Consider the following 24,871-nt stretch of genomic DNA (forward strand, 5'->3'; position numbering starts at 1 on the left):
CGCGGCTGCCCACTTCGCGTACCGGTTGTCAGTCGGGACCGACGTCGGCGACGTGGAAGAGGCGCTCGCGTCGGGGACCCGGGCTTCGTGCTGGTCGACAGCCGCAGTCGGGAGGCCGGTGGGACGCCGGCCACGTGCCCGGCGCGGTACACCTGCCCGGCCGGGAGGTCGCCGAGCGCGCCGCGGCGGAGCTGGACCGCGCCGTCCCCGTCGTGACCTATTGATGGGGCCCGGGCTGCAACGGCGCGACGCGAGCGGCGCTCGCGCTCCCGCTGCTGGCTAGCGGGTGCGGGAGATGCTCGGCGGCTTCGAGTACTGGGCGCGGGAGGGCCTGCCCGTGGCGACGCCGGACGGCGTCCGCACCCCGGCGGTCGACCCGCTCACCGCCTGCGGCTGCTGAGGTCGGGCGCGGGGTCGTCGGCGAGCCGGCTCCAGATCAGCTCGTCGTGCCGGGCGCCGTCGCCGTAGCGGTACGAGCGGCGCAGCCGCCCCTCGAGGGTGAAGCCGGCCTTCTCCGCCACCCGGCCGGAGGCGGTGTTCTCCACGGCGTGGCAGAGCTCGACCCGGTCGAGCGGCACGGCCGCGAAGGCCCACCGGCAGGCCACGTCCACCGCCCGGACGGCGACCGCCCGCCCGCGCGCCGGGGGGACGGTCCAGTAGCCGACCTGCGCGTTGCCCTGTTCCCGGTCGAGGGAGTGCAGCGTCACCGAGCCGAGCAGCCCGCCGGTCGCGGCGTCGGTGACGGCCCAGGAGGCGTGGTCGCCGGTGCTCCAGTCGCCGCGCCGACGCAGGAAGGCCAGCGCGTCGGGGCGGGTCGTGGCCGGCAGGCCGTTCCACCGCCGCATGACCGGGTCCTGCATCGCCGCGACGACATCGTCGGCGTCGTCCTCGCGCCAGGGCCGCAGCAGCAGCGCGCCGGCGGCGAGCTCGACCGGGTCCACGGGGAGCCATGGTCCCCGCAGGGAACGGCCACCCTCCCGGGCCCCGCCCTGAGCTTGTGAAGGGTGGGGAGGAGGGGGTCCTTCACGGGGAGGACGGGGTCCTCTCTCAGGCGGGGACGGAGACCCCTACGCCGCCGCGGGTGTCCGCGCCGTATCGTGCGATCTCGCGATCGAGGTCCAGCGGAGCGGTCATCGGCGCGCCCTCGGTGAGCTCCGGGGTGACGAGCGCGGCCGGCAGCAGCCAGGAGACCTCGAACTCCAGGCCGTCGGGGTCCTGTGCGTAGAGGGCCTTGGTGGTGGCGTGGTCCGACGCCCCGACGAGCGCACCGGCCTGCAGCAGCGCGTCGCGGACGCGGGCCAGCTCGGCGAGCGTGTCGACCTCCCAGGCCAGGTGGTACAGGCCGACGGTGCGGCGACCGGCCTCCGAGGCGCCGGCGCCCTCGCCGACCCGGAACAGGCCCAGGTCGTGGTCGTTGGTCGACCCCTCGGCCTGGAGGAACACCGCGGCGCCGGGAATCTCCGTCTTCACGCGGAACCCGAGGACGTCGCGGTAGAAGGCGAGGCTGCGCTCCACGTCGCGGACGTAGAGGACGGCGTGGTTGAGGCGCTGGACGGGCACGGCGGGCTCCTGACGGGTCGGGGGGACGCCGTCCAGTGTGCACCCATTTGTTTGAGAGTTCAAGCATCTGCGCCGAACGCCCGGGTACGGGCTCCCCGTGGCCGCCTCGTCCGCCCCGGTGGTCGCCGTCCGGGTGCCACCCGAGCTGGCCTTCCTGCTGCGCCCGCGGGACCGGGCGGCGCGCGAGCGGCGGCTCGGGTACGACCCGGACGCGACGGTGGCCCACGTCGTGCAGGCGGCCGGGGTGCCGATGACCGAGGTCGGCGGGCTGCGGCTGGACGGCGTCCCGACGCAGCCGACCGCGCGGCCGGGACCCGGGAGCGTGGTGCAGGTGGCGGCCGTTCGTCGGCCGCAGCCGGTGCCGTCCGGCGGGTTCCTGCTCGACGTGGGCCTGGGCGCGCTCGCCCGCCGGCTGCGGCTGCTCGGCCTGGCCGCCGCCTGGTCCAACGACGCGGCGGACGCCGACCTCGCCGCGCGGGCCGCCGCCGAGGACCGCGTGCTGCTCACCCAGGACCGCGGCCTGTTGATGCGCCGGGGCGTGCGCGGCGCGCTCGTGCGGGGCGGCCGGCCCGACGACCAGCTGGCCGACGTCCTCGATCGGTTCGCCCCCGCGCTGGCGCCGCTGACCCGCTGCACTGCCTGCGGCGCCGGGCTGGAGCCGGTGGCGAAGGCCGACGTCGCCGACCGGCTGCCGCCGGGCACCCGCCGGACCTTCGACGACTTCGCCCGCTGCCGGGCGTGCGGCCGGGTCTACTGGCACGGCGCGCACGCCCGGCGGATCGAGCAGCTCGTCGCGCGATACAGGTGAGGCTCACCTCGGCCCCCGGGGGCCACGGCTTGGCCCCGGTGTGACACCGGCGGCGGGCAGGACAGGAGCGACCGCTCACCCGATGCGCGCACACCCGCCCGACCCACCCCTGCGAGGCCGCCGTGTACCTCTCCAAGACCGAGGCCGCCGTCCTGCCCACCACCCTGGTCGGCACGCCGAGACGACCGGCCCCGGCCACGGGCCGGCGGCGCATCTGGCCGCTGCTGGGCCCGGCCTTCGTGGCCGCCGTCGCGTACGTGGACCCGGGCAACTTCGCGACCAACTTCTCCGGCGGCGCCGCCTTCGGCTACACGCTGCTGTGGGTGATCGTCGCGGCCAACCTCATGGCGATGCTCATCCAGTCACTGACCGCCAAGCTGGGCCTGGCCACCGGCCGCGACCTGGCCACCAACTGCCGCGAGCAGCTGCCGAAGCCGGTCACCCGGGCGCTGTGGCTGCAGGCCGAGGCGGTCGCGATCGCCACGGACCTGGCCGAGATCGTCGGCGGCGCGGTCGCGCTGTACCTGCTGTTCGGCGTCCCGCTGCCGATCGGCGGGCTGATCACCGCCGTCGTCGCCTTCGTGCTGCTGGCCGCGCAGTCCCGCGGGCACCGGCCCTTCGAGCGGGTGATCACCGGGCTGCTGCTGGTCATCGGGCTGGGCTTCGGCTACACGCTGGTCGGGTCGGGCGTCGACGTTGCCGGGCTGGCCGGCGGGCTGGTGCCCTCCTTCGCCGGCCCGGACAGCCTGGTGCTGGCCGCCGGCATCCTCGGCGCGACGGTGATGCCGCACGTCATCTACGTGCACTCCGCGCTCACCCCGGGCCGCTACGGCGACGTGGTCACCGCCGGGAGGACCGAGCAGGGACGGCGCCGGCTGCTGCGCGCCCAGCGGCTCGACGTGCTGCTGGCCATGGGGCTGGCCGGGCTGGTCAACGCCGCGATGCTGGTCATCGCCGCGCAGCTGTTCACCGGCAGGGACGACGCGAGCTCGCTGGAGGGCGTGCACGCCGGACTCGGCGCCCAGCTCGGCTCCGGGGCGGCGCTGGCCTTCGCGCTCGCGCTGCTGGCCTCCGGGTTCGCCTCGTCGTCGGTCGGCACGCACGCCGGCCAGGTGGTCATGGCCGGGTTCCTGCGCCGGCACATCCCGGTGCTCGCCCGCCGGCTGATCACCCTCGCCCCGGCGCTGCTGGTGCTGGTGCTCGGCGGCGACCCGACGACCGCGCTGGTCTGGTCGCAGGTGGTGCTCTCGTTCGGCATCCCGTTCGCCCTCGTGCCGCTGCTGTGGCTCACCAGTCGGCGCGACCTCATGGGCGGCTGGGTCAACCGGCGGGTCACCACGGTCGCCGGCGCCGTGGTGGCGGCGCTGATCATCGGCCTGAACGCCCACCTGCTGCTGGGCTTCGTGCTCGGCTGAAGAAGGACCACGAGGCCTCACGCGGGTTCGGGGACACCGCCCGGGTCACCGCCCGGGTCACCGGGCGTCGGCTCGATCGGCGGGGGCGGGAGGGGCTCCGGTGCGTCGGGCAGCAGCTCGCCCGGATCGTCGGGCACCGGTTCGGTGGGATCGATGCTCGGGTCCGGCTCGGGGATGGGCGCGACCATGCGGGCAGTCAACCAGCGCGGCCCGCCGGAGGGTGCTGCAACGGCCCCGCGTCAGGGTCCCGTCCCGAGCTCGCGAGGGATGGGGGGACGCGGGGTTCCGTGTGGAACCGGCCGGTCAGGCCCCGCGCCAGGCGGCGTCGAAGAAGCCGACCTCGAGCCGCATCGCCCGCCGGTAGGCCGACCGCACGGCGGGGACGTCGTCCGCGTGCCGGTCGAGCAGCCGCTCCAGGGTGGCAGCCAGCTCCTCGAACCCGGGGTCGGCGTAGGTGGTGACCCACTCGGCGTAGTCCCCGGCGCGGTCGGCCGACAGCGACCGGCCCAGGTGCGCGTAGAGCCGCATGCACGGGGTCATCGCCGCGGCGGTCAGCGTGATCCCACCGAGGAAGGCCGTCGAGAGCAGGAACTCGGTGTAGGCCAGCGTCGCCGGGAGCGGCTCGACCGCCGCCAGGTCGATCCTCCAGCGGGCGGCGTAGCCGGCGTGCAGCGCCAGCTCCCGCCGGACGCCGGCCAGCAGGTCGGCGAACGTGTCCAGGGTGGCCCGATCGGGGCTGTGCGCGATCCCGACGGCGTAGGCGCGGGCGAAGGACTCGAGGAAGAACGCGTCCTGGGCGACGTAGCCGGCGAAGACCGCGCGGGGCAGCGTCCCGTCGCCGATCCCGGCGACGAACGGCGAGGCGAGCGCCTCGGCGGCGAGGTCGGCGTTGGCCGCCCACAGGTCGGCGGAGAGGCTCACGCCGCCTCCACAGCCATGTCCCAGAAGGCCACCTCGGCCGCGACCACCTCGGTGAACACGGCGTCGGCGTCGGCTGCGGGGACGCCGTCCGCGGCCGCCTCCAGCCCGGCGACGTAGCCGGCGAACCCCGGCTGGGTCCAGTGCTCGACGAACCCGCGGTACTCCGGCGCCCCGGGCCGCGCGGCCGACCAGGCGTCGAGGTAGGTCCGCTCGATGGTCCACAGCGCGGTCAGCGCCGTCCCGACGTCGGTGGCGTCCAGCCGCCCGAGCAGCCCGGCGTAGGCGGCGGTGACCGGCAGCACCGCCGCGTCCAGGTCCAGCCCGCGGACGGCGGCCTGCTCCTCGAACCACGACAGCTCGTCGACCAGCGCGACCAGACCGCCGGCGAGGACGGCCTGCGCCGGGCGGGGCGCGCGGGCCAGCAGCCGCGCCTGGAAGGCCAGCAGGTCGGACACGAAGCGGGCGTCCTGCACCAGCCAGGTGTCGAAGGCCGCGGCCGGGACCGTCCCGTCCCGGACGGCGTCCAGGAACGGGTGGCGGGTCGCGGCCCGCCAAGGGTCGGGGTGGCGGGAGGGGAGCTCGGCGACCGGCACGGCGGGGACCGTACGCGTCGGGTCTACTGTGGTCACAGCCATGTGCGGGAGCTCGGGCGAACCGGGCTGAGAGGGCGGCTGGACGCGTCGCCGACCGCTGGAACCTGACCGGGTAATGCCGGCGTAGGGAGCAGCCATGAGCACCTCGGACGTCCGTACCGGCGCGCCTGCCGGCGATGCGCCGCTCACCCTCACCGAGGCCCCCGCCCCGGTCCTCGGCCTGCGCGACGCCTTCGGGCTGTGGGCCAACCTCGGCGTCAGCCTGCTGCTGCCGGTCGCCGCGGTCTTCGTCGTCCTCCCCGGGCGGCCGCTGTCGACGACGCTCGGCGCGATCGTCGTCGGCGCGGTCGTCGGGGCCACCCTGCTCGGGCTGGGTGCCGCGGCCGGCGCGCGCGAGCGGGTGCCCACGATGGTGCTGCTGCGCGGGCTGCTCGGCCGGCACGCCTCGGCCCTGCCCACCGCGATCAACCTGGTGCAGTGCATCGGCTGGGCGACCTTCGAGATCGTGATCATCGCCGAGGCGGCGTCCCGGGTGCTCGACGCGCCGCGCTGGCCGTTCGTGCTGGCCGCGGGCGTGCTGGCCACCGCGATGGCGCTGCGCCCGCTCGGCGTGGCCCGGGTGCTCGCCCGCTACGCGATCTGGGCGGCGCTGGCCGCACTCGTCTACCTGTTCGTGAACGTGCTGGCCGAGCCGCTGCCGCCGCTCACCGAGGGCGCGGCGATGTCGTTCTGGACGGCGGCCGACATCGTCATCGCCCTGCCGGTCTCCTGGTTCCCGCTGGTCGCCGACTACACCCGGCACGTGCGCAGCGGCCGGGCCGCGTTCACCGGCGCGGCGGCCGGCTACGGCCTGGCGACCATCGTGATGTTCACCCTGGGCGTGGTCGCCCTGGCCGCCTACGGCAGCGCCGGGTTCGACGTCATCGACGCGCTGCTCGCCGTCCCGCTGGGCGCCCTGGCCGTGCTCGTGCTGGTCTCCGTCGAGCTGGACGAGGCCTTCGCCAACGTCTACTCGACCGCGGTGTCGGCGCAGAACATCGTCGCCCGGGCCGACCGCCGGGTGCTCGCCGTCGTCGTCGGCGCGGTCGCCACGCTGCTCGCGCTGACCTTCGACATCGCCGCCTACGAGCCGTTCCTCTTCCTCATCGGCGCGGTGTTCGTGCCGCTGGTCGGCGTCTTCGTCGTCGCCTACCACTCGACTCCCCGCGGCGCGTGGGACACCTCCGACACCGCCCCCGCCCGGCCGGTGTTCCTGCTGCCGTGGGCGGCTGGCTTCCTGGCCTACCAGCTCACGCTGCCGACGTACTTCTCCGGCCCGGGTGCGGGCTGGACGGCGTGGTGGGGCGCCCGGCAGGCCGAGCTCGGCATCGACCCGGCGAACGGCTGGTCGGCTTCGCTGGTGGGCCTGGGCGTCGCGGTGCTGCTCACCGCGCTCGTCCGCCTGCCGGCGATGCTGCGGGCGAGGCGGTCGTGAGTGACGTCGCGGTCGCCGGCGGGGGGCTCATCGGGCTGGCCACGGCCTGGCAGGCGGCCCGCCGGGGGCTCTCGGTCACCGTCGTCGACGACTCCCCCGGCACCGGCGCGTCGGCCGCCGCGGCGGGGATGCTCGCCCCGGTCACCGAGGCCGGCTACCGCGAGGAGTCGCTGCTGCGCCTGGGCCTGGCGTCGGTGCAGCGCTGGCCGTCCTTCGCCGCGGACGTCGAGCGGGCCTCCGGCACGTCCATCGGGCTGCGCACCGCCGGCACGCTCGTCGTCGGCTTCGACGAGGACGACGTCCGCGAGCTCACCGCGCTGCACGCCTTCCAGACCGAGCTCGGCCTGGCCGCCGAGCGGCTCACCCCGGGGGAGGCGCGCCGCCGCGAGCCCTCGCTGACCCCGCGGGTGCGCGGGGGGCTGCTCGTGGCCGGCGACCACTCCGTCGACGGCCGCGCGCTGCACGCCGCGCTGCTGGTCGCTGCGCAGGCCGCCGGGGTGCGCCTGGTCCGCGACCGGGTCACCGAGCTGTGCGTCGTCGGCGGCCGGGCGGTGGGCCTGGAGACGGCGGACGGCGGTGCCCTCACGGCCGGCAGCGTCGTCCTGGCGCTCGGCGCGCACAGCGGGCGGCTGCCCGGGGTGCCCCCGCTGCCGGTGCGCCCGGTCAAGGGCCAGATCCTGCGGCTGGCCGGGGCGGCCGGCCTGCTGGAGGGCACGGTGCGCGCGCTGGTCCGCGGCCGGCAGGTCTACCTGGTGCCCTACGGCGGCGACCGGCTGGTCGTCGGCGCCACGACGGAGGACCGCGGCTTCGACCCGACCGTCACCGCCGGCGGGGTGCACGACCTGCTCCACGACGCGATCGACGTCGTCCCCGGGATCAGCGAGCTGGAGCTGGTCGAGACGCTGGCCCGGTGGCGTCCGGGCACGCCTGACAACGCCCCGCTGCTCGGCCCCGGCCCGCTCCCGGGCCTGGTGCTGGCCACCGGGCACCACCGCAACGGCGTGCTGCTCACCCCGGTCACCGCCGAGGTCACCGCCGAGCTGCTGGCCACCGGCGTGCTGCCCCAGCTCGCCGCCCCCTTCACCGCCGACCGCTTCGGGAGGTAGCCGTCGTGCAGGTCACCGTCAACGGCGAGGACACCCAGCTGACCGCGGGCACCACCGTGGCCGACCTGGTCGCCGCCCGCAGCGGCGGGCACGACCGGGTCGCGGTGGCGCTCAACGGGGACGTCGTCCCGCGCAGCAGCTGGCCCGAGACGCGCATCTCCCCCGGCGACGCCCTCGAGGTGCTCGCCCCGACCGCAGGAGGCTGACCATGTCCACGTCCGAGCTCGCCCCCGCCCTCGCCCGCGAGGAGGCCACCGACCCGTTCGTGATCGCCCGCGAGACGTTCACCTCCCGGCTGCTGCTCGGGACCGGCGGCGTGCCCAGCCTGGAGACCCTCGAGGCGGCGGTGCGGACCTCGGGTACCCAGCTGGTCACGGTGGCGCTGCGCCGGGTGGAGGCCTCCACCAGCGCGTCGATGCTCAAGGTGCTCGACCGCTGCGGGGTGCGGCTGCTGCCCAACACCGCGGGCTGCCGCACCGCCCGCGAGGCCGTGCTCACCGCCCGGCTGGCCCGGGAGGCGTTCGGCACCTCCTGGGTGAAGCTCGAGGTCATCGGCGACGAGCACACCCTGCTGCCCGACGCCGTGGAGCTGCTGGACGCCGCCGAGCAGCTGGTCGCCGACGGGTTCACCGTGCTCGCCTACACCACCGACGACCCGATCCTCGGCCGCCGGCTGGCCGACGCCGGGTGCGCCGCGGTCATGCCGCTGGGCTCGCCGATCGGCAGCGGGCTGGGCATCCGCAACCCGCACAACATCGCGCTGCTGCGCGAGGGGGTCGACGTCCCGGTGGTGCTCGACGCCGGCATCGGCACCGCCTCGGACGCCGCCCTCGCGATGGAGCTCGGCTGCGACGCCGTGCTGCTCGCCTCCGCCGTCACCCGCGCCCGCGACCCCGAGCGGATGGCGCTGGCCATGCGGCAGGCGGTGGAGGGCGGCCGGCTGGCGAGGCTCGCCGGGCGCATCCCGCGCCGCTGGCACGCCGAGGCCTCCACGTCCTTCGAGGGCCTGCCCGCCCTGTGAGCGAGCTCGCACGAGGGCACAGCAGCCTGGCGCACGCGTCCGACGAGCGCCGGCGAGGCGGACACGTGAGCCTGCCGCGGCTGCTCGTCGTCACCGACCGGACGCAGGCCGCCGGTCCGCTGGTCGACGCGGTGGCCGAGGCCGTCGACGCCGGGGCCCGCGCGGTCCTGCTGCGCGACCGGGACCTCCCGGACGACGAGCGGGCCGCCCTCGCCGCCGAGCTCCGGGCGGTGCTCCACCCGGTGGGCGGGCTGCTGGTCACGGCGGGGACCGGGACCGACGCCGTCCACCTCGCCGCGGCCGAGCCGTTCCCCGACCCCCGCCCGGCGCTGGTCGGCCGCTCCTGCCACTCGGCCGCCGAGCTGGCGCGGGCCCGGGCGGAGGGCTGCGACTGGGCCCTCCTGTCGCCGGTCTTCCCCACCGCGTCCAAACCCGGCTACGGCCCGGCCCTCGGCGTCGAGGGGTTCGCCCGGCTGCGTCCCCCGGGCCCGCCCGCCCACGCGCTCGGCGGCGTGCTCCCGGAGCACGTGCCCGACCTGCTCGCCGCCGGCGCGGCCGGTGTCGCGGTGATGGGCCCGGTCATGCGTGACCCGGCTGCCGCCCGGGACTACCTGGCGGCCCTGGCCTGACCCGGAGAGCGCCGCTGGGACGCCGGTGCCCACGGCGGATGGAGCCGGCCCGTGCGTGCTGTGACTCCTGTCTCACGATGTTTGAGACCGTCCTCGGGGACCCATACGCAAGTGTTCGGCTCGCCCGCGAGCCATCGGTCGGTCGCGCCCGCCGGGCGAGGGCCAGGGGCGCCTCCGGGCGGTACGAGCACGTGAGGGGACGACGGCGTGACAGGCGAGACGGCCAAGCAGCTCTGGCCGTCCGCCCGGCCGCCCGCCGCTCCCGACCGCTTCGCCTGGGACCTCGACAGCGTCGCCGAGCTGCCCCTGGTCCGGGCCCAGGTGCGGGCCCACCTCGCCGGCCCGCGGCAGGGCGACCTGCGGGACCGGCTGGTCCTGGCGCTCGACGAGATGGCCTCCAACGCGCTGCGCCACGGCGGCGGCCGGGTGCGGGCCACCGTGCGACCGCTCGCCGGCGCCTGGCTGGTCGAGGTCCGCGACGGCGCACCGGACACCCCGCCGACCCCCGCCGTCGGCCGCGACCCCAGCGAGGGCGGTCTCGGGCTCTACCTCATCGCGGAGCTGGCCGCCGACCACGGCTGGTACGTCACCGGCGGGACCAAGTACGTCTGGGCCGTGCTCGCGCCCTGAAGGAGGGCCCCTCTGCCCCCACCCCTCGCTAGCTCGCGGCGGGACCCGCAGAGGGGCCGGGCGAGAGATGCCACCTGCTGCGGCACCCTCCGGATCGCGCCCGGTCGTGCCGACCGGTAGGACAGGGGACGGGACGCCGGCCTCGGTGTCCGTCCCGTTGCCGGACGACGCGAGCGAGGACCGTACGTGACCGCCCCGACCCTGGACGTCGACCCGTGGCTGGTGCGCGAGCCGGACGTGGACCCCGGGACGATCCCCGTCGCCGAGTCGCTCTTCAGTCTCTCCAACGGCTACGTCGGGACCCGGGGGACGCTCGACGAGGTCGAGCCCTCCGCCATGCGCGGCACCTACCTCTCCGGGGTCTACGAGACCCACCCGCTGTCCTATCCCGAGGGCGGTTACGGGCAGCCCGAGGTGGGGCAGGCGATGCTCACCGTCGCCGACGGCACACCGCTGCGCCTGCTGGTCGACGGGGTCCCGCTCGACCTGCGCGAGTTCGAGCTGGACGTCCACGAGCGCACGCTGGACCTGCGCGCCGGCACGCTCGACCGCCGCGTGCGCTGGAGGACGCCGTCGGGCACGTCGGTGGAGGTGTCCTCGCGGCGGCTGGTCTCCCAGGTCGAGCGGTCGGTCTGCGCGGTGCGGTACGAGGTCCGCGTCCTGGACCGGCCCGCGCACGTCGTCGTCCGGTCCGAGCTGGCCGCCGGCGAGGTCACGCCCGCGGGCGTGGACAACGACGACCCGCGCGTCGCGGAGTGCCTGCACGAGGCCTTCGAGCCGCGCGCCCAGATCGGCAACGCGAACGGTGGCGCCCTCGTGGAACGGACGCGCCGCTCGGGCATCACGGTCGCGGCCGCGGGCGCGCACGAGGTCGACGGCGGGCGGGTGAGCACGCACGTCGACGAGCAGCACGTCACCACCACGGTCGCCGCCGACCTGCGCCCCGGGGAGGGCCTCACGGTCGTCAAGGTCGTCGGGTACAGCTGGTCGCACGACACCGGGTCCGACTCCGTCCTCGCCGAGGCGTCGGCGGCCGTGAGCTCCGCCTTCGACCTCGGGTGGGAGGGTCTGCTCGCCGGCCAGCGCGCCGCGCTCGACGAGCTGTGGGCGACGGCGGACGTCGAGGTCGACGGCGACCCCGAGCTGCAGCAGGCGCTGCGCTACACCGTCTTCCAGCTGTTCTCCTCCGCCGCCTGCATCTCGGGTGCCGCTGTCGGCGCGAAGGGGCTGACCGGCATCGGGTACAGCGGCCACACCTTCTGGGACGTCGAGGGGTTCGTCGTCCCCGCCCTCACGCTGCTGCGCCCGGACGCGGCGGCACGGCTGCTGCGGTGGCGCGCCGCCACGCTCGACCTCGCGCGGGAGCGGGCCGGGACGCTCGGGCTGGCGGGCGCGTGCTTCGCGTGGCGCACGATCAGCGGGCGCGAGGTCTCCGCGTACTGGCCGGCGAGCACGGCCGCGATGCACGTCAACGCCGACATCGCCCGCGCCTTCTGGCTCCACCAGAACGTCACCGGCAGGGACCTCGACACCCTCGGGGGCCTCGCGGTGCTCGTCGAGACGGCGCGGCTGTGGATGTCGATCGGGCACGAGGACGCCGCCGGCGGCTGGCACCTGTTCGGCATGACGGGTCCGGACGAGTACACCGGGGTCGTCGACGACAACGTCTTCACCAACCTGATGGCCCGGGCCCACCTGCGGCGCGCCGCCGAGGCGTGCCGGCGCTCGGCGGCGCGCGCGTCGGAGCTGGGCGTGGACCACGCCGAGACCTCCGCCTGGCGCTCCGCGGCGGACGCCGTCCACGTCCCGTGGGACGAGGGCCTGCGGGTGCACCCGATGAACGCGAACTTCACGACCTACCGGGAGTTGCCGTTCGAGGACGAGCGGGACTCCTACCCGGTCCAGGAGCACCAGCACTACGCCACCTTCTACCGGCGGCAGGTGCTCAAGCAGGCCGACCTGGTCCAGGCGCTGTGGTGGTGCCGCGACGAGTTCACGGCCGAGGAGGTGGCGCGTGACCTCGCCTACTACGAGGCGCGCACCGTCCGGGACTCCTCGCTCTCGGCCGCCGTCCAGGCCGTCGTGTGCGCCCAGGCGCAGCACCCGGACCTCGCTCTGCGCTACCTGCGGGAGGCCGCCCTCGTCGACCTGCGCGACGTCCGGGGCGACACACCGAACGGCCTGCACCTGGCCGCCGTGGGCGGGACGTGGCTGGCGTTCGTCGCCGGCCTCGGTGGGCTGCGGGAGGACCACGAGGACCTCGAGCTCGCCCCGCTGCTGCCGTCCTCGCTCTCCCGCACCGCCTACCACGTGACCTGGCGCGGCAGCCTGCTCCGCGTCGAGACGACGCGGGAGGGCACCACGGTCACGCTGGTGCGCGGCGCGGAGCCGGTGACCGTCGTCGTGGACGGCGCCCGGCTGTCGGTCACGGCCGCCACCCCTGCGCACGCGCCGCTCCGCGACCCCGACCCGTTGCTCGACGAGCCCAGCCAGCCGGCCGGTCGCGAGCCGCGCACCTGAGGGCGTCGGCGACGCGCGACGGACCCGGGGACGTCGCCGGGAAGCGGCACCGGATGCTGTACCCGTGGTGATGCACGCAGGGCAGGTGGACCTGACCGCAGCCGAGGTCCGCGTGCTGGTGGACCGGCAGTTCCCCGCCTGGCGGGACCTGCCGGTCGAGCCCCTGCCCCTCCGGGGCACGGTGAACGCCCTGTTCCGCCTGGGGCCCCGGCTGGTCGCCCGGTTCCCGCTGGTACCGGACGACGCCGACGTGGTCCGGGCCCGGCTGGAGTCCGAGGCGGCCCTCGACCTCGTCGCCGCCTGGCACCTGCTCGACGCGGGCCCCCGCGGCGCGCTGCGGGCCGACCTGGGCAGCGGCGACCTCGAGTGGGCGCGCGGCGCGGCGTGGGCCCTCCAGCAGGCCCTCGGCGCGGGCTGGTACTACGTCGACAGCAACCCGGCGATGAGCGCGATGGGCCTGCGGACCCTGGAGCGGCTCGTCACCGACCCCCCGGCGGTGCCGTGAGCCGATCCGCTCAGCCCTGGGGACGCAGCCGGATGGCGACGAGGGCGATGTCGTCCTGCAGGCCCTCGGGGCGCAGCCGCTCGATGAGCGCGTCGCAGAGCCGCTCCAGCGGCTGGTCGCCGAGGTCGGCCAGCGCGGCCGCGAGCCGGCCGATGCCCTCGTCCAGCGGCAGGTCGCGGCCCTCCACCAGCCCGTCGGTGTAGAGCAGCAGGGTCGTCCCGCGGCGCACGGTCAGCACGCGCTCGTGCCGTCGTGCCGCCGGGTCGACGCCGAGCATGAGGTCCGGCCGCTCGGCGGCGAGCGCCTCCACCCGGCCGTCGGTGTGCAGCACCAGCGGCGGTGGGTGCCCGGCGTTCGACCAGCGCAGCGTGGTCAGCCCGGCGTCCCGCTGCTCAGGGGTCTGCTCGACCTGCGCCACCGCCGCGGTCGCCATCGTGCGCATGCCGAGGCCCTCCATGGCGGCGTCCAGGTCGCTGAGCACCTGCGCCGGACCCACGCCGTCGCGGTAGGCGATGCCGCGCAGCAGCCCGCGCAGCTGGCCCATGGCCGCGGCGGCCTCCGTGTCGTGGCCGACGACGTCACCGATCACCAGCACCGTCGGCCCCGAGGGCTGGACGAAGGCGTCGTACCAGTCGCCGCCGACCTGGGCGACCTCCATGGCCGGCCGGTAGCGGACGACGATCCCGGCGGCGTCGGGTGCCGGCGGGGCGCTGAGCAGGCTGCGCTGCAGCCCCTCGGCCAGCCGCCGCTGCTGCTCGTAGAGGCGGGCGTTGTCCACGGCCAGCGCGATCCGCGCGGCGACCTCCTGGGCGGTGGCGACGTCGTCGTCGTCGGGGGCCGGCCGGCCGGCCGAGCGGTAGAGGCTCAGCGCGCCCAGCGTGCGCCCGCGGGCGACCAGCGGCAGCGTCACGCCGGTGCGCGGGTCGAGGGTCCAGAACACGTCGCTCACCTCACCCGGCGGGAGGGCGCGCCCGACGGTGCCGCCGACGTCGGCGACGGTCAGCGTCCGGCCCGAGGCCAGGGCCCGGAGCACCGGGGCGTCTGGCGGCAGGGCGGCCAGGCGCAGCTCGGCGTAGCGGGCGACGGTCGCCCGCTGCCCGGGGTCGGTGTGCCAACTGCCGACGTCGCGCAGCCGGCCGTCGGGGCCGGCGAGGCTGACGATGACCCAGTCCCCCAGCACGGGGACGACGGCCTCGGCCAGCCGCTGCAGCGCGGCGCCCTCCCCCCCGCCGGAGCTCAGGGTCTCGCCGGTGACCGCGCCGACCTCGGCGATGAGGGCGAGCCGGGCGGCGCCGGCGCGGGCCCGCTCCTCGGCGGCCCGGCGCTCGGTGACGTCGAGGAAGTAGACCGACAGCCCGTCGGGCACCGGCCAGGCCCGCACCTCGTACCAGGCGTCCAGCGGCGCCGGGTAGTAGGCCTCGAAGACCCGCTCGCGCCCGGTGGCCGCGGCCCCGCGGTAGTGCACCTCGAAGTCGCTGCCCAGGGCGGCGGGGAACAGCGCCCAGATGTCACCGCCGAGCAGGTCGCCGCGCGGGCGCTGCAGCACCCGCTCGGCCTCGCCGTTCACGTAGGTGAAGCGCCAGTCCCGGTCGAGGGCGAAGAAGGCGGCGTTCATCGACTCGAGCACCCGCGCCACCCGGGCGTCGGCCCGGCGGTGCTCGGTGGTGTCGTACCCGGCACCCAGCAGGCGCACGGACCGGCCGGCCTCGTCGGCCAGCGCCCGGCCCCGGCCCTGCACCCAGCGGGTCTCGCGGGTGGGCAGGACGACCCGGAACTCGGCGTCGTACTCGCCCTGGGTGTCGATGGCGTGCTGCAGCGCCTCGAGGGTGCGGGTGGCGTCGTCGGGGTGGAGCCGCTCGGCGAAGGCCTCGATCGTGCCGGGCCAGCTGGCCCGGTCGTAGCCGAAGATCTCCAAGAGCCGGTCGTCCCACTCCAGCCGGCCCGTGACCAGGTCCCAGTCGAAGCTGCCGATGCCCGCGGCGTCGATCGCCAGGCCGAAGCGCAGCCGGGTGGCCAGGGCCTCCGGGTCGGCGTCCCCGGTCTCGGTCGGCGACTGCTCCAGGCTCACTCACATCCTCGGCAGGGTTCGGGCACGGACGTCGGTGCTGCGTCCACGTTGCCCGGCCGGTGCACCGGGGCGCGCGATCACCCTTTCTCTCACGCCGGAGGCCTCCGGGGCCAGCCGTCGTGCCGGATGTGACGAGCAGGACCGGCCCGTGCCGGGAGCGCCGGACGCCGACGGCGGGCGCCCCGGGCCGGAGGGGCGCCCGCCGTCGGCGGGGTGGACGGTGTCACCGTCCGCGGCACGGTCGCGCTCCCGTGCGGGGTCGTCCTGCGGCGCACCGGCTCCTGGCTGCGGGTCGTCTCCTGCGGTCGACTCCCGGGCCGGCAGCGGCCGGGCGCCCGCCCGCAGCGCCGCCGGGCCAGGTCGGTGCCGGTCAGAGACCCGGGGAACGGGTACCGGCGCGGACCTGTCGTCCCGCTGGACGGACCGCGTCGCCGGCCAGCCGTGCCGCGCTGCGGTCGCCGCCTCCCTGGAGGGTCCGCGCGCTGCGCTCGGGGGCGCAGTCGGCGGGGGGTCGAGGCGGGTACCGGTGGAGCAGCGACGTCTGGGGCGACGGGAGGAGCACCGTCGGAGGGGACAGCCAGGAGCAGTTGCGGGTCGGTCGGGAGGAGCGGAGACCACCGGGCTGCGGCCGTCGGAGGGGCGGCGGCCGGTGCCGGGGGGCGGTGCGGGGGACGGCGTCCGTTTCGGGGAGCGGCCGGTCCAGAGGCTCACCGTGAGCCTGCGAACGGTGAGGAGGACGGCTCCTTCACCAGCAGGGTGGTGGCTGCCCACGGGCCGGAGGCGGGCGCGGGTCGCCCCGGCTCCGGGCCGGGGCGGAGGCCCGGGCGGCTCCCGGCGGGCGGCCTCCCTGCGCGGTCCTCGGTGCGGGGGCAGGCCGCGGTGCCGGCACCTGCCGGGCGAGCGGGGCGACCACCGGGACGCGGGGGCGGGCAGCCGGCCGGGGGACCCGGACCGGGGGTAGCGCCGCGGCGGGGGAAGGCGCCGCGGGCTGGACCGTGGGGGTGTTCGGCAGCTCGGTGAGCACCACCGGGCCGTCGCGGCGGGGGGCCGGCGCGGCCGGGCGCCCCCACGCGAGGTGGGCGCCGTCGGGGCCGGCGCCCCAGAGCGCGAGGCGACGGACCAGTCCGCGCATCCGGGCCCGCAGGCCGTGGCGGACCGCCGGGGCAGGGGCCGGCGCGGTCCAGGCCGGGGCGGCCGGCGTGGCGGCCGGGGCGGCCGGCGCCGGGACCAGCGGCCGGGGGCGCGCGGCCGGGACGGGGACGGGCCGGACGGCGGCCGGACGGCGCGCCGCACCGGTGCGGTGCAGCGCCGCGCGGCCGGACCGGGAACCGCTGCGGACGGGCTGCGGCTCGGCCCGGTCCAGGACGTCGAGCAGGCCGCTGAGGGTCAGGTCGTCGGTCACGCGGGACGGACGCGGAGCCACTGCCCGGTCGTTCGCCATGACGTCCTCCTCAGGTCGGTGCCGCGGTCGCTGCGGACAGGGAGAACGGTAGGGACGGCGGCGCCTCACGACGGCCTCCTGCGACACCTCCCGGAACGCGCGTGACCGAACCGTTGCGGCGGCCCGCCGCGGCGGCCGGTGACCCCTCCTCCCGGGCGCCCGCTTGTCGACACGACCACCCCCGCCGAGCGTGGAATGCGCTGGCCAGGGCATCGGTGACCTCGGGGCACGGCACGACGCGCACGGCGTGTCGGGTTCCGGACCATCCGGTCCGCTCCGGTTGCCAGGCCGTGCGGCCCTGCCCAGACTCGACCGGTGACAGACCAGGCCGCACCCCCGGCAGACCGGACCGACACCCGGCTGCGCCGGGCCGTCACCGGGCCGCTCCTGTTCCTCTTCATCCTCGGCGACGTCCTCGGCGCCGGCGTCTACGCGCTGGCCGGCCAGGTGGCCGCCGAGGTCGGCGGGGCGATCTGGGTGCCGCTGCTCGTGGCGCTGCTGTTGGCGCTGCTCACCGCGACCTCCTACGCCGAGCTGGCCACCAAGTACCCGCGCGCCGGCGGCTCGGCGGTGTACGCCGAGCGGGCGTTCCGGCAGCCGCTCGTCGCCTTCCTCGTGGGCTTCTGCATGCTGGCCGCCGGGGTCACCAGCGCGGCGGGCCTCGCGCTCGCCTTCGCCGGCGACTACCTGGGCGTCTTCCTGGACGTGCCCGCCACGCCGGCCGCGCTGGTGTTCCTGCTGCTCGTCGCGCTGCTCAACGCCCGCGGCATCCGGGAGTCGCTGCGCGCCAACCTGGTGATGACGCTGGTCGAGGTGTCGGGGCTGGTGCTCGTCGTCGTCCTGGGTGCGCTGGTGCTCGGCCGCGGAGACGGCGACCTGGGCCGCACCGTGGAGTTCCCGCCCGGCGTCGCGCCCGCCTCGGCCGTGCTGGCCGCCGCGCTGCTGGCCTACTACTCCTTCGTCGGCTTCGAGACCTCGGCCAACCTCGCCGAGGAGGTGCGCGACGTGCGCCGGGTCTACCCGCGGGCGCTGTTCGGCGCGCTGCTGGCCGCCGGCGTGGTGTACGTGCTGGTCGGCCTGGCGGCATCGGTGGTGCTGCCGCCGGAGGAGCTCGCCGCCTCCAGCGGGCCGCTGCTCGAGGTGGTGCGGGCCGCGGATGCCGGGGTGCCCGACTGGCTGTTCAGCGCGGTGGCGCTCGTCGCGGTGGCCAACGGCGCGCTGCTCACGATGATCATGGCCAGCCGGATGGCGTTCGGCATGGCCGAGCAGCGGCTGCTGCCCGCCGTCCTCGGCCGCGTGCTGCCCAACCGCCGGACGCCGGGGGTGGCGATCGCCGTCACCACGCTGGTGGCGATGGCCCTGACCCTGGTCGGGGACCTCTCCACGCTGGCCAACACGGTGGTGCTCCTGCTGCTGTTCGTCTTCCTCAGCACGAACACCGCCGTCCTGGTGCTGCGCCGCGACCCGGTCGGGACCGGGCACTTCCGCGCCCCGACGGTGCTGCCGGTCCTGGGCATCGCCTCCTGCCTGCTGCTGCTGTGGCAGCAGGAGGCGCGGGCGTGGGGCCTGGCCGGCCTGCTGCTCGCCGGCGGGGTCGTGCTGTACCTGCTCACCCGCCTGGCCGGAGGCCGTCCGAGCGCGCCCGGGGCCGCCCGGCGCGACTGACAGGATCGGGCCCCGTGGCGACCCCCCTCGTGATCGACACCGACCCCGGCATCGACGACGCCCTGGCCATCCTGCTGGCGCTGGCCAGCCCGGAGGTGGACCTGCGGCTGGTCACCACGGTGCACGGCAACGTCGAGCTGGCCCAGACCACCGACAACGCGCAGCGGGTGCTGCACCTGGCCGGGCGCGCCGACGTCCCGGTGGCCGCCGGCGCCCGCGACTCGCTGGTCTACCGGCAGCCCGAGCGAGCCGGTCACGTGCACGGCAAGACCGGCCTGGGCGGCGTGGACCTGCCGCCCTCGCCGGCCGCGCTGGACCCGCGCCCGGCGGTGGTCGTGATGGCAGAGGTGCTGCTGGCCGCGGAGGCGCCGGCGACGGTGGCCGCGATCGGCCCGTGGACAAACGTCGCGCTGCTGCTGGCCACCTACCCCGAGGCCGCCGAGCGGATCGGCCGGCTGGTGCTCATGGGCGGCTCGGCCGCGCGCGGCGGCAACGTCACCGCGGCTGCGGAGTTCAACGTGTGGGCCGACCCGGAGGCCGCGCAGCGGGTGCTGGGCTCGGGCGTCCCCACCGTGCTGGTCGGCCTCGACGTCACGCTGCCCACCGTGCTCGACGTCGAGGGCATCGCCCGGTTCGCCGCGGCCGGGCCGGTCGGGGCGACCGCGGCCGCGATCCTGCAGCAGTACGTCGACCACGCCCGCACCAGCTACGGCACGACCGGGGTGGTGCTGCACGACGCGCTCGCCCTGAGCGAGGCGATCGTGCCGGGCACGCTGGGCACCGTGCGGCGGGACGTCGTCGTCGACACCACCCTGGGCGCCGGCCGCGGACAGACGCTGGTCGACCGGCGCTCGGTCGCGGACTCGCCCACCGCGGTCGAGGTGGCCGAGACGGTGGACAGCGACGTGGCGGTGGAGTTCCTGGTCAGCCGGCTCGCGCAGCTGGCCCGGTCGGTCGGCTGACCCCCGCTACCGCGGGCCTCCCTCGCTGGCGGACTGCACGATGCCGGACGCGATGTCGCGCAGCTTGCGGTTGTAGCGCTGCGAGGCCTCCCGCAGGACCTCGAACGCGGCCTCGGCGTCCAGCCGCCGCTGCGCCATGAGCACACCCTTCGCCTGCTCGATCACCGCGCGCGACTCCATCGCCAGCCGCATGTTGCGGGCCTGCTCGGCGAGCCGGTCCTGCGCGTCGGCGTTGGCCACCAGGACCGCGACGGCCTCGGCCACCGTCGTCGCCGCCTCCTCCGACTCCCGGGAGGAGAAGGCCGCCGGCCGGGTGGAGTAGATGTTCAGCGCGCCGATCGCACTGCCCTGGTAGGGCAGCGGCATCGACAGCGAGCTGCGGACCCCCACCTCGAGCACGCGGGGGGTGTAGTCCGGCCAGCGCTGCTCGGTGCGCATGTCGTCGATCCGCAGCACGACACCGGCCCTGCCGGCGTCCATGCACGGCCCGTAGCCACGCTCGTACTGCAGCTCGTCGGCGGCCAGCGCCATCTCGCCGGTGTGCGCGGCGGTGAACGCCCGGTCACCGCGGACGAGGGTGATGGAGGTGGACTCCGCGCCGGGGACGCCGCGGGCGGCGATGCCGGTGACCTCGCCGAGGACGTCGTCGAGACGCCGGTCGGCCAGCACCACCTGGCTCAGGTCACGCCAGAGCTCCTGCACGCGGGCCAGTCTGCCCCACCCGCGCGGCCGGGAGCCCGGAACGACCTCCGGGGGGTCGCCGCTGCAGGAAACGGGCCTTTCGGTCAGGATGGAGGAGCGGGTCGGGGTGGGGGCACTCCGGTCCGGTCGCCCAGCGACGGCGGAGGAGGTTGCCTTGGGCCAGGAGCCGTGGCCGCACGCACCCGTGCCGTCCCTCGCGGGCGACGTGTGGCACTGGCAGCTCGAGGCGATGCACGTCGTCTCCCGCGTCCGGGCCGACCTCCGGGCCCGGATCGCCCACCCGTCGGTCTGCTCGACCTCCACCGACGACGCGCGCGACGGGCTGCTGCTGGTCTTCGAGGAGCTGGCGTCCAACGCGCTCCGGCACGGCGGGGGTGCGGTGCGCGCGCTGGTGGTCGCCGGCACCGACGGCTGGCTGCTCGACCTCAGCGACGAGGCCCCCGAGCGGCCGCCCGTCCCCGCCGTCGACCGCGACCCGGCGCTCGGTGGCATGGGGCTGCACCTGGTGGCCCAGCTGTCCAACGACTACGGCTGGGAGAGCCGGCCGGGTCGCAAGCACGTCTGGGCGATGCTGCCCAACGGGCTCGCGCCGCTGGAGACCGGCCACGTGCCCGAGCCGCGGGCCGGGGAGCAGTCCCGCGACTGAAGAAGAACCCGTCCTCCTCACCCCTCGGAGAAGGACCCCGTCCTTCCCACCCCTCGCAAGCTCGCGGCGGGACCCGAGACGGGGCCGGAGCCTCTGGACGGGGCCACGCCGCGGCCAGGTGCCGTCCCCGGCTGACGCTGAGCCGCTGCCCGTGTCCCGGTCGGGGGACCCTCCGGGCCCCGCGACCGATCCACCGTGGCCACGAGCGGTCCCCGACCGCCTATTCACCCCTCGATCTCCGCCCCGCTACTTCCTGGCGCGGGTCACGGCGGCGCAGTAGCGGGCGTGGTCCTCGCGGACCTCGGCCATCGGGGCGAGCACCTCCTCCTGCCCGACGACGTCGACCGCCGCGTACAGCCGCTGCTCGGCCCGCCGCGCCCGCCGCCTCGCCCGCACCCCGACCAGTGGCCGGGCGACCAGCGCTAGCAGCGCCCCCGCCAGCAGCCCGCCGACCAGCAGCAGCGTGGGCAGCGGCAGGCCCTCCACCCGGGGCAGCGGGACGACGTCGTCGAGCTGGAAGAACCCGAGCACGACCAGCGCCAGCAGCCAGAGCGCGCCCGCGAGCGCGACCAGCGCGAGCAGCCACTGCAACCCACCGACCCCCCGCTGCCACAGCGGGGTGCGCTGCGGGCCGAGGTCGGTGCCCGCGACGGCCCGGTCGAGCCGGTCGGCCAGCAGCTCCTCCGACACCTCGACGGTCCGCCGCAGCTCGTCGCGCCACGCCTGAGGCAGCCCCTTCCCGGCCGCCTCCCGCGCGGCACGCACCGCACGGGTCACCCCGGCCCGCTGCACCGCCCCCGCGGCCGGCAGCGACGTCCGGGCCACCACCTCGCCCTCGCCCTGCCCGAGGTGCAGCCGGTCGAGCGGGTCGGGGCGCAGCTTCCGGGTCCAGCGCACCAGGGGCCAGCCGGTGGCCGCCGTCCCGCTGCGGCGCACGGACCGCTCGACGGCGGCGGTGACCGCCGGCACCCCGGCGGCCTCGGCCAGCGCGTCGGTGAGCTGCTCGCGCTCGGCACGGCCCACGCCGCCCCCGGCGTCGCCACCGCAGTGCGCCGCCAGCGCCGTCGCGACCCCGCGGACGTCGGCGGCGAGCCGGTCGGTCGCCGCCCGCCGGGCCGTCACCCGCCGGGCCAGGTCGGCGCGCAGCTCCCCGACGCCGGTACCGGCGCGCGCGGAGACGGCCAGCAGCGGCGTGTCCGCGAGTCCCTCCCGGTCGAGCAGCCCGCGCAGGTCGGTCAGGCAGGCCCGCGCGGCCGCGGCGTCGAGCCGGTCGATCTGGTTGAGGACGACGAGCAGCACCCCCGCGTGCCCGGCGAGCGGCACCAGGTAGCGCTCGTGGACGGCGGCGTCGGCGTACTTCTCCGGGTCGAGCACCCACACCAGCACGTCGACCAGCTGCACCAGCCGGTCGACCTCCAGCCGGTGCTCGAGCCGCACGCTGTCGTGGTCGGGCAGGTCGAGCAGCACCAGGCCGTCGAGCGCCGGCTCGGGCGCGTGCCGGTGCCGGCGCGGCACCTGCAGCCAGTCGAGCAGCCGGTCCTGCGGCTCCCCCCACACGGTGGCGTGCGCGACGCCGGTCGTCGGACGGCGGATGCCCGGCGTGCTCACCTCGGCCCCCGACAGCGCGTTGAACAGCGTGGACTTGCCGCTCCCGGTGGCCCCGGCCAGGGCCACGACGGTGGCGTCGCCGAGCGCCTCGCGGGCGCCGGCCTTGGCCAGCAGCGTCCGGGCCGCGGCGAGCTCGGGTACCTCGAGGCGGCCGTCCGAGACCTCGACCGCCTCGCGCAGCGCCCCCAGCCGGTCGGCCAGCGGCGGCGTCCGTCCCCTCATGCCCGGTCTCGCGCCGCGGTCAGCGCGGTGGCGGCGGCGCGCAGGTCCGCGGCGGCCTCGGGCCCCGGGCCGGCGGCGTCGACCAGCGCGTCGAACCGGTCCTGCTCGTAGCGCAGCAGCGCGTCGGCGCGGGCCTGCAGGTCCTCCCGGGCGCGGGCGGCCAGCGAGCGGACGGCGGCGTCGCCGAACACCGCCTCCAGCAGCCGCTGCCCCAGCGCCGTCGTCCCGCCGGCGACGGCCACCTCCCCGCCGGTGAGCCCGCCGGTGTGCGCGAAGACGGCGACCATGACCGCGGCGCCGGCGCCGTTGACCCCCCACGAGAGCACCCGGGCCTGGGTGCGCTTTCCTGCGCCCTCCTCGCGGACGAGGTCCAGCACGTAGCCCTGCCAGTCGCGGACCTGCGCCGCGGCGGCCTCGGGGAAGTCGGGCGACACCCGGTCCAGCGGCTCGTCCCCCGCGGCCAGCAGTGGCGGCCCGCCGGGCAGCGCCCGCCACGCGGTGACGGTGCGCTCGGCCGCGCGGTCGGCCTCGGCGCGCAGCAGCGTCTCCACGCTGGTCTCCAGTGCGCCCTGCAGCTCGTCGGCGGGCGTGGGGCGGCCGGTGACCGCGGCAGCCACGCGGTCGCGCAGCCGCCCGATCGAGCTCTGCAGCGACCGCATCCACTCGCCGGTGCCCACGAATTCCTGCCAGCGGGCCAGCACCTCGCCGCGCAGCAGGCTGCCGCTGCGCACGCCCTCCTCGATGCCCTCGTAGGCGGCGGTGTAGGACGCGGCGGCCGCCTCCCGCAGCGCGCCGGCGGCCCGCGCCTGCTGCTCGACCTCGGCGGCGATGCCCGCCACCCGGTCCTCCAGGCTGGCCAGGGCGCCGGTGAGGGTCTGCCGGACGACGGCGGCGCGCTGCTCCTGGTCGGCGGCGAGCGCGTGCAGCCAGCCGCGCAGCGGGGCGACCTGGTCCTCGGTGAGGAAGCCGTCGACCAGCGGCCGCTCCTCGACGACGAACAGCCGCACCCCGGTCAGCCCGGCCCGGTCCAGCATGCCGGCGAGGTCGGGGGCGATCTCGTCGGCGGCGCCCGGGGGCACCCGGTCCAGGACGACGGCCAGCGCGGTGCCCCGCTCCTGCGCCGTCCGCAGCACGTCCCAAGGGACGGCGTCCGCGTAGCGGGCCGCGGTGGTGACGAAGACCCACAGGTCGGCGGCGGCAAGCAGCTGCGCGGCCAGCTCGCGGTTGGACTCCACGACCGAGTCGACGTCCGGCGCGTCGAGCAGCGCGAGGCCGGGCGGGACGTCGTCCCGCGGCACCAGCTGCAGCGTGCCGGGGCCGCCGGCCCCGCCGGTGACCCGGGCCAGGCCCGGCAGCACCCGCTCGCCCTCGAAGGCGGCGACGTCGGCGCGGGCGCAGACCAGCACCGGCGCCCGGGTGGTCGGCCGCAGCACGCCCGCGGTGGTCACCGGTGCGCCGATGATGCTGTTGACCAGCGTGGACTTGCCCGCCCCGGTGGAGCCGCCGACGACGGTGAGCAGCGGGGCGTCCAGGTCGCGGAGCCGCGGCAGCAGGTAGTCGTCCACCTGCTCGACCACCCCGCGGGCCGCGCGGCGGGCGGCCTCGCCACCGGGCGTGGTCAGGCCGAGCGGCGCGGCCGCGACGACGTCCCTCAGGGACGTCAGGGCCTCGGGCAGGCGAGCGGGCGCGGTCACGCCCCGGGACTATCCCGCCGGGGCAGTTCCTAGTCGGCCTGGCGGAGGCGCTCGAGCCGCAGCGCCTCGAAGACCCGCCGCCGCAGCCGGTCCTGCTCCTGCTCGGTCAGCTCCGGGAACTTCACGGAGATCAGCCAGCGCGGTCCCCGGGGTTCCACGCGCACCACCTCACCGGCCGCGGTGAAGGCGCCGTCCCCGAGCTCCAGGGTCGCGTCGATGGGGGTGCCCGGCGGCGGCTGCAGACCCCAGCCGTCGAACCAGGCACGGGCGCCGGCCTCGCTGAGGTCCACGGTCTCACCGGTGATGAGCACCGATCCGCACCGGGCCACGACCGGGACCTCGACGCGGGCACGCACCGACTGACGTCGCTGGCTGGCCTCGGCCGGCCCCGTGATCTGCAGGCTCCAGCGCAGCTCCGGGTCGGACCGGACCTCGGTCACCTCCGCCGGGAGCGACCGCCCGCCCGTCGGGCCACCCCACAGGACCTCGACGCGGTGCCCCGGCTCGACCTTGAGCTGCTCGGCGTACTCGGCGAGCACGAGCCGGACCCGCAGGTCGGTCCCGTCCGAGACCTCCACGGAACTGGGCAGCGCGACACCGCGGGCCAGCGGGATGACCTCGGCTGCACAGCCCGGCTCGGGCCAGTCCACCCCGGCAACGCTCATCTTCGTCTCCCCGATC

General features: G+C 76.7%; 24 protein-coding genes and 1 riboswitch. Of the genes, 13 read left to right on the forward strand and 11 right to left on the reverse strand.

The window, feature by feature from the left end:
• Positions 1–380: 380 nt before the first annotated feature.
• Together BLW63_RS15630 and BLW63_RS15635 are read right to left on the reverse strand one after the other, a co-directional pair.
• Positions 381–941 (reverse strand): GNAT family N-acetyltransferase, encoded by a 561-nt coding sequence (locus tag BLW63_RS15630; protein ID WP_091158196.1) that lies wholly within the window; start codon positions 939–941, stop codon positions 381–383.
• A 106-nt stretch (positions 942–1,047) separates the two neighbouring features.
• Positions 1,048–1,560: a VOC family protein gene (locus tag BLW63_RS15635; RefSeq protein WP_091158198.1), complete on the reverse strand. Its 513-nt coding sequence runs from the start codon at positions 1,558–1,560 to the stop codon at positions 1,048–1,050.
• Positions 1,561–1,657: 97 nt separating this feature from the next.
• On the opposite strand from BLW63_RS15635, the gene BLW63_RS15640 reads away from it, so the two are divergent.
• On the forward strand, positions 1,658–2,368 hold the full coding sequence (locus BLW63_RS15640) for a Mut7-C RNAse domain-containing protein (RefSeq protein WP_211517130.1): 711 nt from the start codon (positions 1,658–1,660) through the stop codon (positions 2,366–2,368).
• 122 nt (positions 2,369–2,490) lie between these two features.
• Complete coding sequence (locus BLW63_RS15645) at positions 2,491–3,783, forward strand: Nramp family divalent metal transporter (RefSeq protein WP_091158200.1); 1,293 nt, start codon at positions 2,491–2,493, stop codon at positions 3,781–3,783.
• Positions 3,784–3,800: 17 nt separating this feature from the next.
• Here BLW63_RS15645 and BLW63_RS26900 read toward each other — a convergent pair whose 3' ends face one another.
• The 3 genes from BLW63_RS26900 to BLW63_RS15655 all read right to left on the reverse strand — a co-directional run bounded on the left by BLW63_RS26900 (position 3,801) and on the right by BLW63_RS15655 (position 5,297).
• Positions 3,801–3,971, reverse strand: a complete 171-nt coding sequence (locus tag BLW63_RS26900; protein ID WP_170856799.1) for a hypothetical protein — start codon at positions 3,969–3,971, stop codon at positions 3,801–3,803.
• 115 nt (positions 3,972–4,086) lie between these two features.
• Positions 4,087–4,704 (reverse strand): TenA family protein, encoded by a 618-nt coding sequence (locus tag BLW63_RS15650; RefSeq protein ID WP_091158203.1) that lies wholly within the window; start codon positions 4,702–4,704, stop codon positions 4,087–4,089.
• The gene (locus BLW63_RS15655; protein WP_091158204.1) at positions 4,701–5,297 is read right to left on the reverse strand and encodes a TenA family protein; all 597 of its coding nucleotides are present in this window, start codon (positions 5,295–5,297) and stop codon (positions 4,701–4,703) included. The genes BLW63_RS15650 and BLW63_RS15655 overlap by 4 nt, the downstream gene beginning before the upstream one ends.
• Before the next feature lie 34 nt (positions 5,298–5,331).
• Positions 5,332–5,444: riboswitch (TPP riboswitch) on the forward strand.
• Here BLW63_RS15655 and BLW63_RS15660 point away from each other — a divergent pair.
• From BLW63_RS15660 to BLW63_RS15695, 8 genes are all read left to right on the forward strand, one after another.
• A complete protein-coding gene (locus BLW63_RS15660) occupies positions 5,434–6,771 on the forward strand; it encodes a purine-cytosine permease family protein (protein WP_091158206.1) in 1,338 nt (445 codons plus the stop codon). It overlaps the preceding riboswitch by 11 nt.
• Positions 6,768–7,877 carry a glycine oxidase ThiO gene (gene thiO, locus BLW63_RS15665; RefSeq protein ID WP_091158208.1) on the forward strand — a complete coding sequence of 370 codons (1,110 nt, stop codon included), beginning with the start codon at positions 6,768–6,770 and terminating at the stop codon, positions 7,875–7,877. The genes BLW63_RS15660 and thiO overlap by 4 nt, the downstream gene beginning before the upstream one ends.
• Before the next feature lie 5 nt (positions 7,878–7,882).
• The gene (gene thiS / locus BLW63_RS15670) at positions 7,883–8,083 is read left to right on the forward strand and encodes a sulfur carrier protein ThiS (RefSeq protein ID WP_091158211.1); all 201 of its coding nucleotides are present in this window, start codon (positions 7,883–7,885) and stop codon (positions 8,081–8,083) included.
• Positions 8,084–8,085: 2 nt separating this feature from the next.
• Positions 8,086–8,898, forward strand: coding sequence for a thiazole synthase (locus tag BLW63_RS15675; RefSeq protein ID WP_091158214.1), 813 nt, complete (start codon positions 8,086–8,088; stop codon positions 8,896–8,898).
• A 65-nt stretch (positions 8,899–8,963) separates the two neighbouring features.
• The gene (locus tag BLW63_RS15680) at positions 8,964–9,527 is read left to right on the forward strand and encodes a thiamine phosphate synthase (protein WP_091158219.1); all 564 of its coding nucleotides are present in this window, start codon (positions 8,964–8,966) and stop codon (positions 9,525–9,527) included.
• A 207-nt stretch (positions 9,528–9,734) separates the two neighbouring features.
• Positions 9,735–10,157 (forward strand): ATP-binding protein, encoded by a 423-nt coding sequence (locus BLW63_RS15685; RefSeq protein WP_091158221.1) that lies wholly within the window; start codon positions 9,735–9,737, stop codon positions 10,155–10,157.
• A gap of 186 nt (positions 10,158–10,343) precedes the next feature.
• A complete protein-coding gene (locus BLW63_RS15690) occupies positions 10,344–12,677 on the forward strand; it encodes a glycoside hydrolase family 65 protein (protein ID WP_091158223.1) in 2,334 nt (777 codons plus the stop codon).
• Positions 12,678–12,741: 64 nt separating this feature from the next.
• The gene (locus BLW63_RS15695) at positions 12,742–13,182 is read left to right on the forward strand and encodes a hypothetical protein (protein ID WP_211517131.1); all 441 of its coding nucleotides are present in this window, start codon (positions 12,742–12,744) and stop codon (positions 13,180–13,182) included.
• A 10-nt stretch (positions 13,183–13,192) separates the two neighbouring features.
• On the opposite strand, the gene BLW63_RS15700 is transcribed toward BLW63_RS15695, so the two are convergent.
• Together BLW63_RS15700 and BLW63_RS15705 are read right to left on the reverse strand one after the other, a co-directional pair.
• Positions 13,193–15,250: a SpoIIE family protein phosphatase gene (locus BLW63_RS15700; protein ID WP_091158225.1), complete on the reverse strand. Its 2,058-nt coding sequence runs from the start codon at positions 15,248–15,250 to the stop codon at positions 13,193–13,195.
• Between the two features lie 745 nt (positions 15,251–15,995).
• Positions 15,996–16,691 carry a hypothetical protein gene (locus BLW63_RS15705; protein WP_091158227.1) on the reverse strand — a complete coding sequence of 232 codons (696 nt, stop codon included), beginning with the start codon at positions 16,689–16,691 and terminating at the stop codon, positions 15,996–15,998.
• 315 nt (positions 16,692–17,006) lie between these two features.
• On the opposite strand from BLW63_RS15705, the gene BLW63_RS15710 reads away from it, so the two are divergent.
• Positions 17,007–18,356, forward strand: coding sequence for an APC family permease (locus BLW63_RS15710; protein ID WP_091158230.1), 1,350 nt, complete (start codon positions 17,007–17,009; stop codon positions 18,354–18,356).
• Positions 18,357–18,370: 14 nt separating this feature from the next.
• Entirely contained in the window at positions 18,371–19,318 is a 948-nt protein-coding gene (locus BLW63_RS15715) for a nucleoside hydrolase (protein ID WP_091158233.1), read from the forward strand.
• 6 nt (positions 19,319–19,324) lie between these two features.
• Here the strand turns inward: BLW63_RS15715 and BLW63_RS15720 are convergent, their stop codons facing one another.
• Positions 19,325–20,020 carry a GAF and ANTAR domain-containing protein gene (locus BLW63_RS15720; protein ID WP_244522603.1) on the reverse strand — a complete coding sequence of 232 codons (696 nt, stop codon included), beginning with the start codon at positions 20,018–20,020 and terminating at the stop codon, positions 19,325–19,327.
• Between the two features lie 154 nt (positions 20,021–20,174).
• On the opposite strand from BLW63_RS15720, the gene BLW63_RS15725 reads away from it, so the two are divergent.
• Entirely contained in the window at positions 20,175–20,666 is a 492-nt protein-coding gene (locus tag BLW63_RS15725) for an ATP-binding protein (protein ID WP_244522604.1), read from the forward strand.
• Between the two features lie 246 nt (positions 20,667–20,912).
• Here BLW63_RS15725 and BLW63_RS15730 read toward each other — a convergent pair whose 3' ends face one another.
• From BLW63_RS15730 to BLW63_RS15740, 3 genes are read right to left on the reverse strand one after another with little or no spacing between them, the layout of a single operon-like run.
• Positions 20,913–22,496 carry a GTPase gene (locus tag BLW63_RS15730; protein WP_091158236.1) on the reverse strand — a complete coding sequence of 528 codons (1,584 nt, stop codon included), beginning with the start codon at positions 22,494–22,496 and terminating at the stop codon, positions 20,913–20,915.
• Positions 22,493–24,190, reverse strand: coding sequence for a GTPase family protein (locus BLW63_RS15735; RefSeq protein ID WP_091158239.1), 1,698 nt, complete (start codon positions 24,188–24,190; stop codon positions 22,493–22,495). Before BLW63_RS15735 ends, BLW63_RS15730 begins: the two co-directional genes overlap by 4 nt.
• A 29-nt stretch (positions 24,191–24,219) precedes the next feature.
• The gene (locus BLW63_RS15740; protein WP_170856800.1) at positions 24,220–24,855 is read right to left on the reverse strand and encodes a flagellar brake protein; all 636 of its coding nucleotides are present in this window, start codon (positions 24,853–24,855) and stop codon (positions 24,220–24,222) included.
• Positions 24,856–24,871: the final 16 nt, after the last annotated feature.

Source organism: Geodermatophilus africanus, from assembly GCF_900107105.1.
GTDB classification, from domain to species: domain Bacteria; phylum Actinomycetota; class Actinomycetes; order Mycobacteriales; family Geodermatophilaceae; genus Geodermatophilus; species Geodermatophilus africanus.

Bases quoted from the DNA above. Each gene is read 5' to 3' on its own strand.
- BLW63_RS26900 (WP_170856799.1), bottom strand. From the start codon at position 3,971: ATGGTCGCGCCCATCCCCGAGCCGGACCCGAGCATCGATCCCACCGAA.
- BLW63_RS15660 (WP_091158206.1), top strand. From the start codon at position 5,434: ATGAGCACCTCGGACGTCCGTACCGGCGCGCCTGCCGGCGATGCGCCG.
- BLW63_RS15675 (WP_091158214.1), top strand. From the start codon at position 8,086: ATGTCCACGTCCGAGCTCGCCCCCGCCCTCGCCCGCGAGGAGGCCACC.
- BLW63_RS15705 (WP_091158227.1), bottom strand. From the start codon at position 16,691: ATGGCGAACGACCGGGCAGTGGCTCCGCGTCCGTCCCGCGTGACCGAC.
- BLW63_RS15730 (WP_091158236.1), bottom strand. From the start codon at position 22,496: ATGAGGGGACGGACGCCGCCGCTGGCCGACCGGCTGGGGGCGCTGCGC.
- BLW63_RS15740 (WP_170856800.1), bottom strand. From the start codon at position 24,855: ATGAGCGTTGCCGGGGTGGACTGGCCCGAGCCGGGCTGTGCAGCCGAG.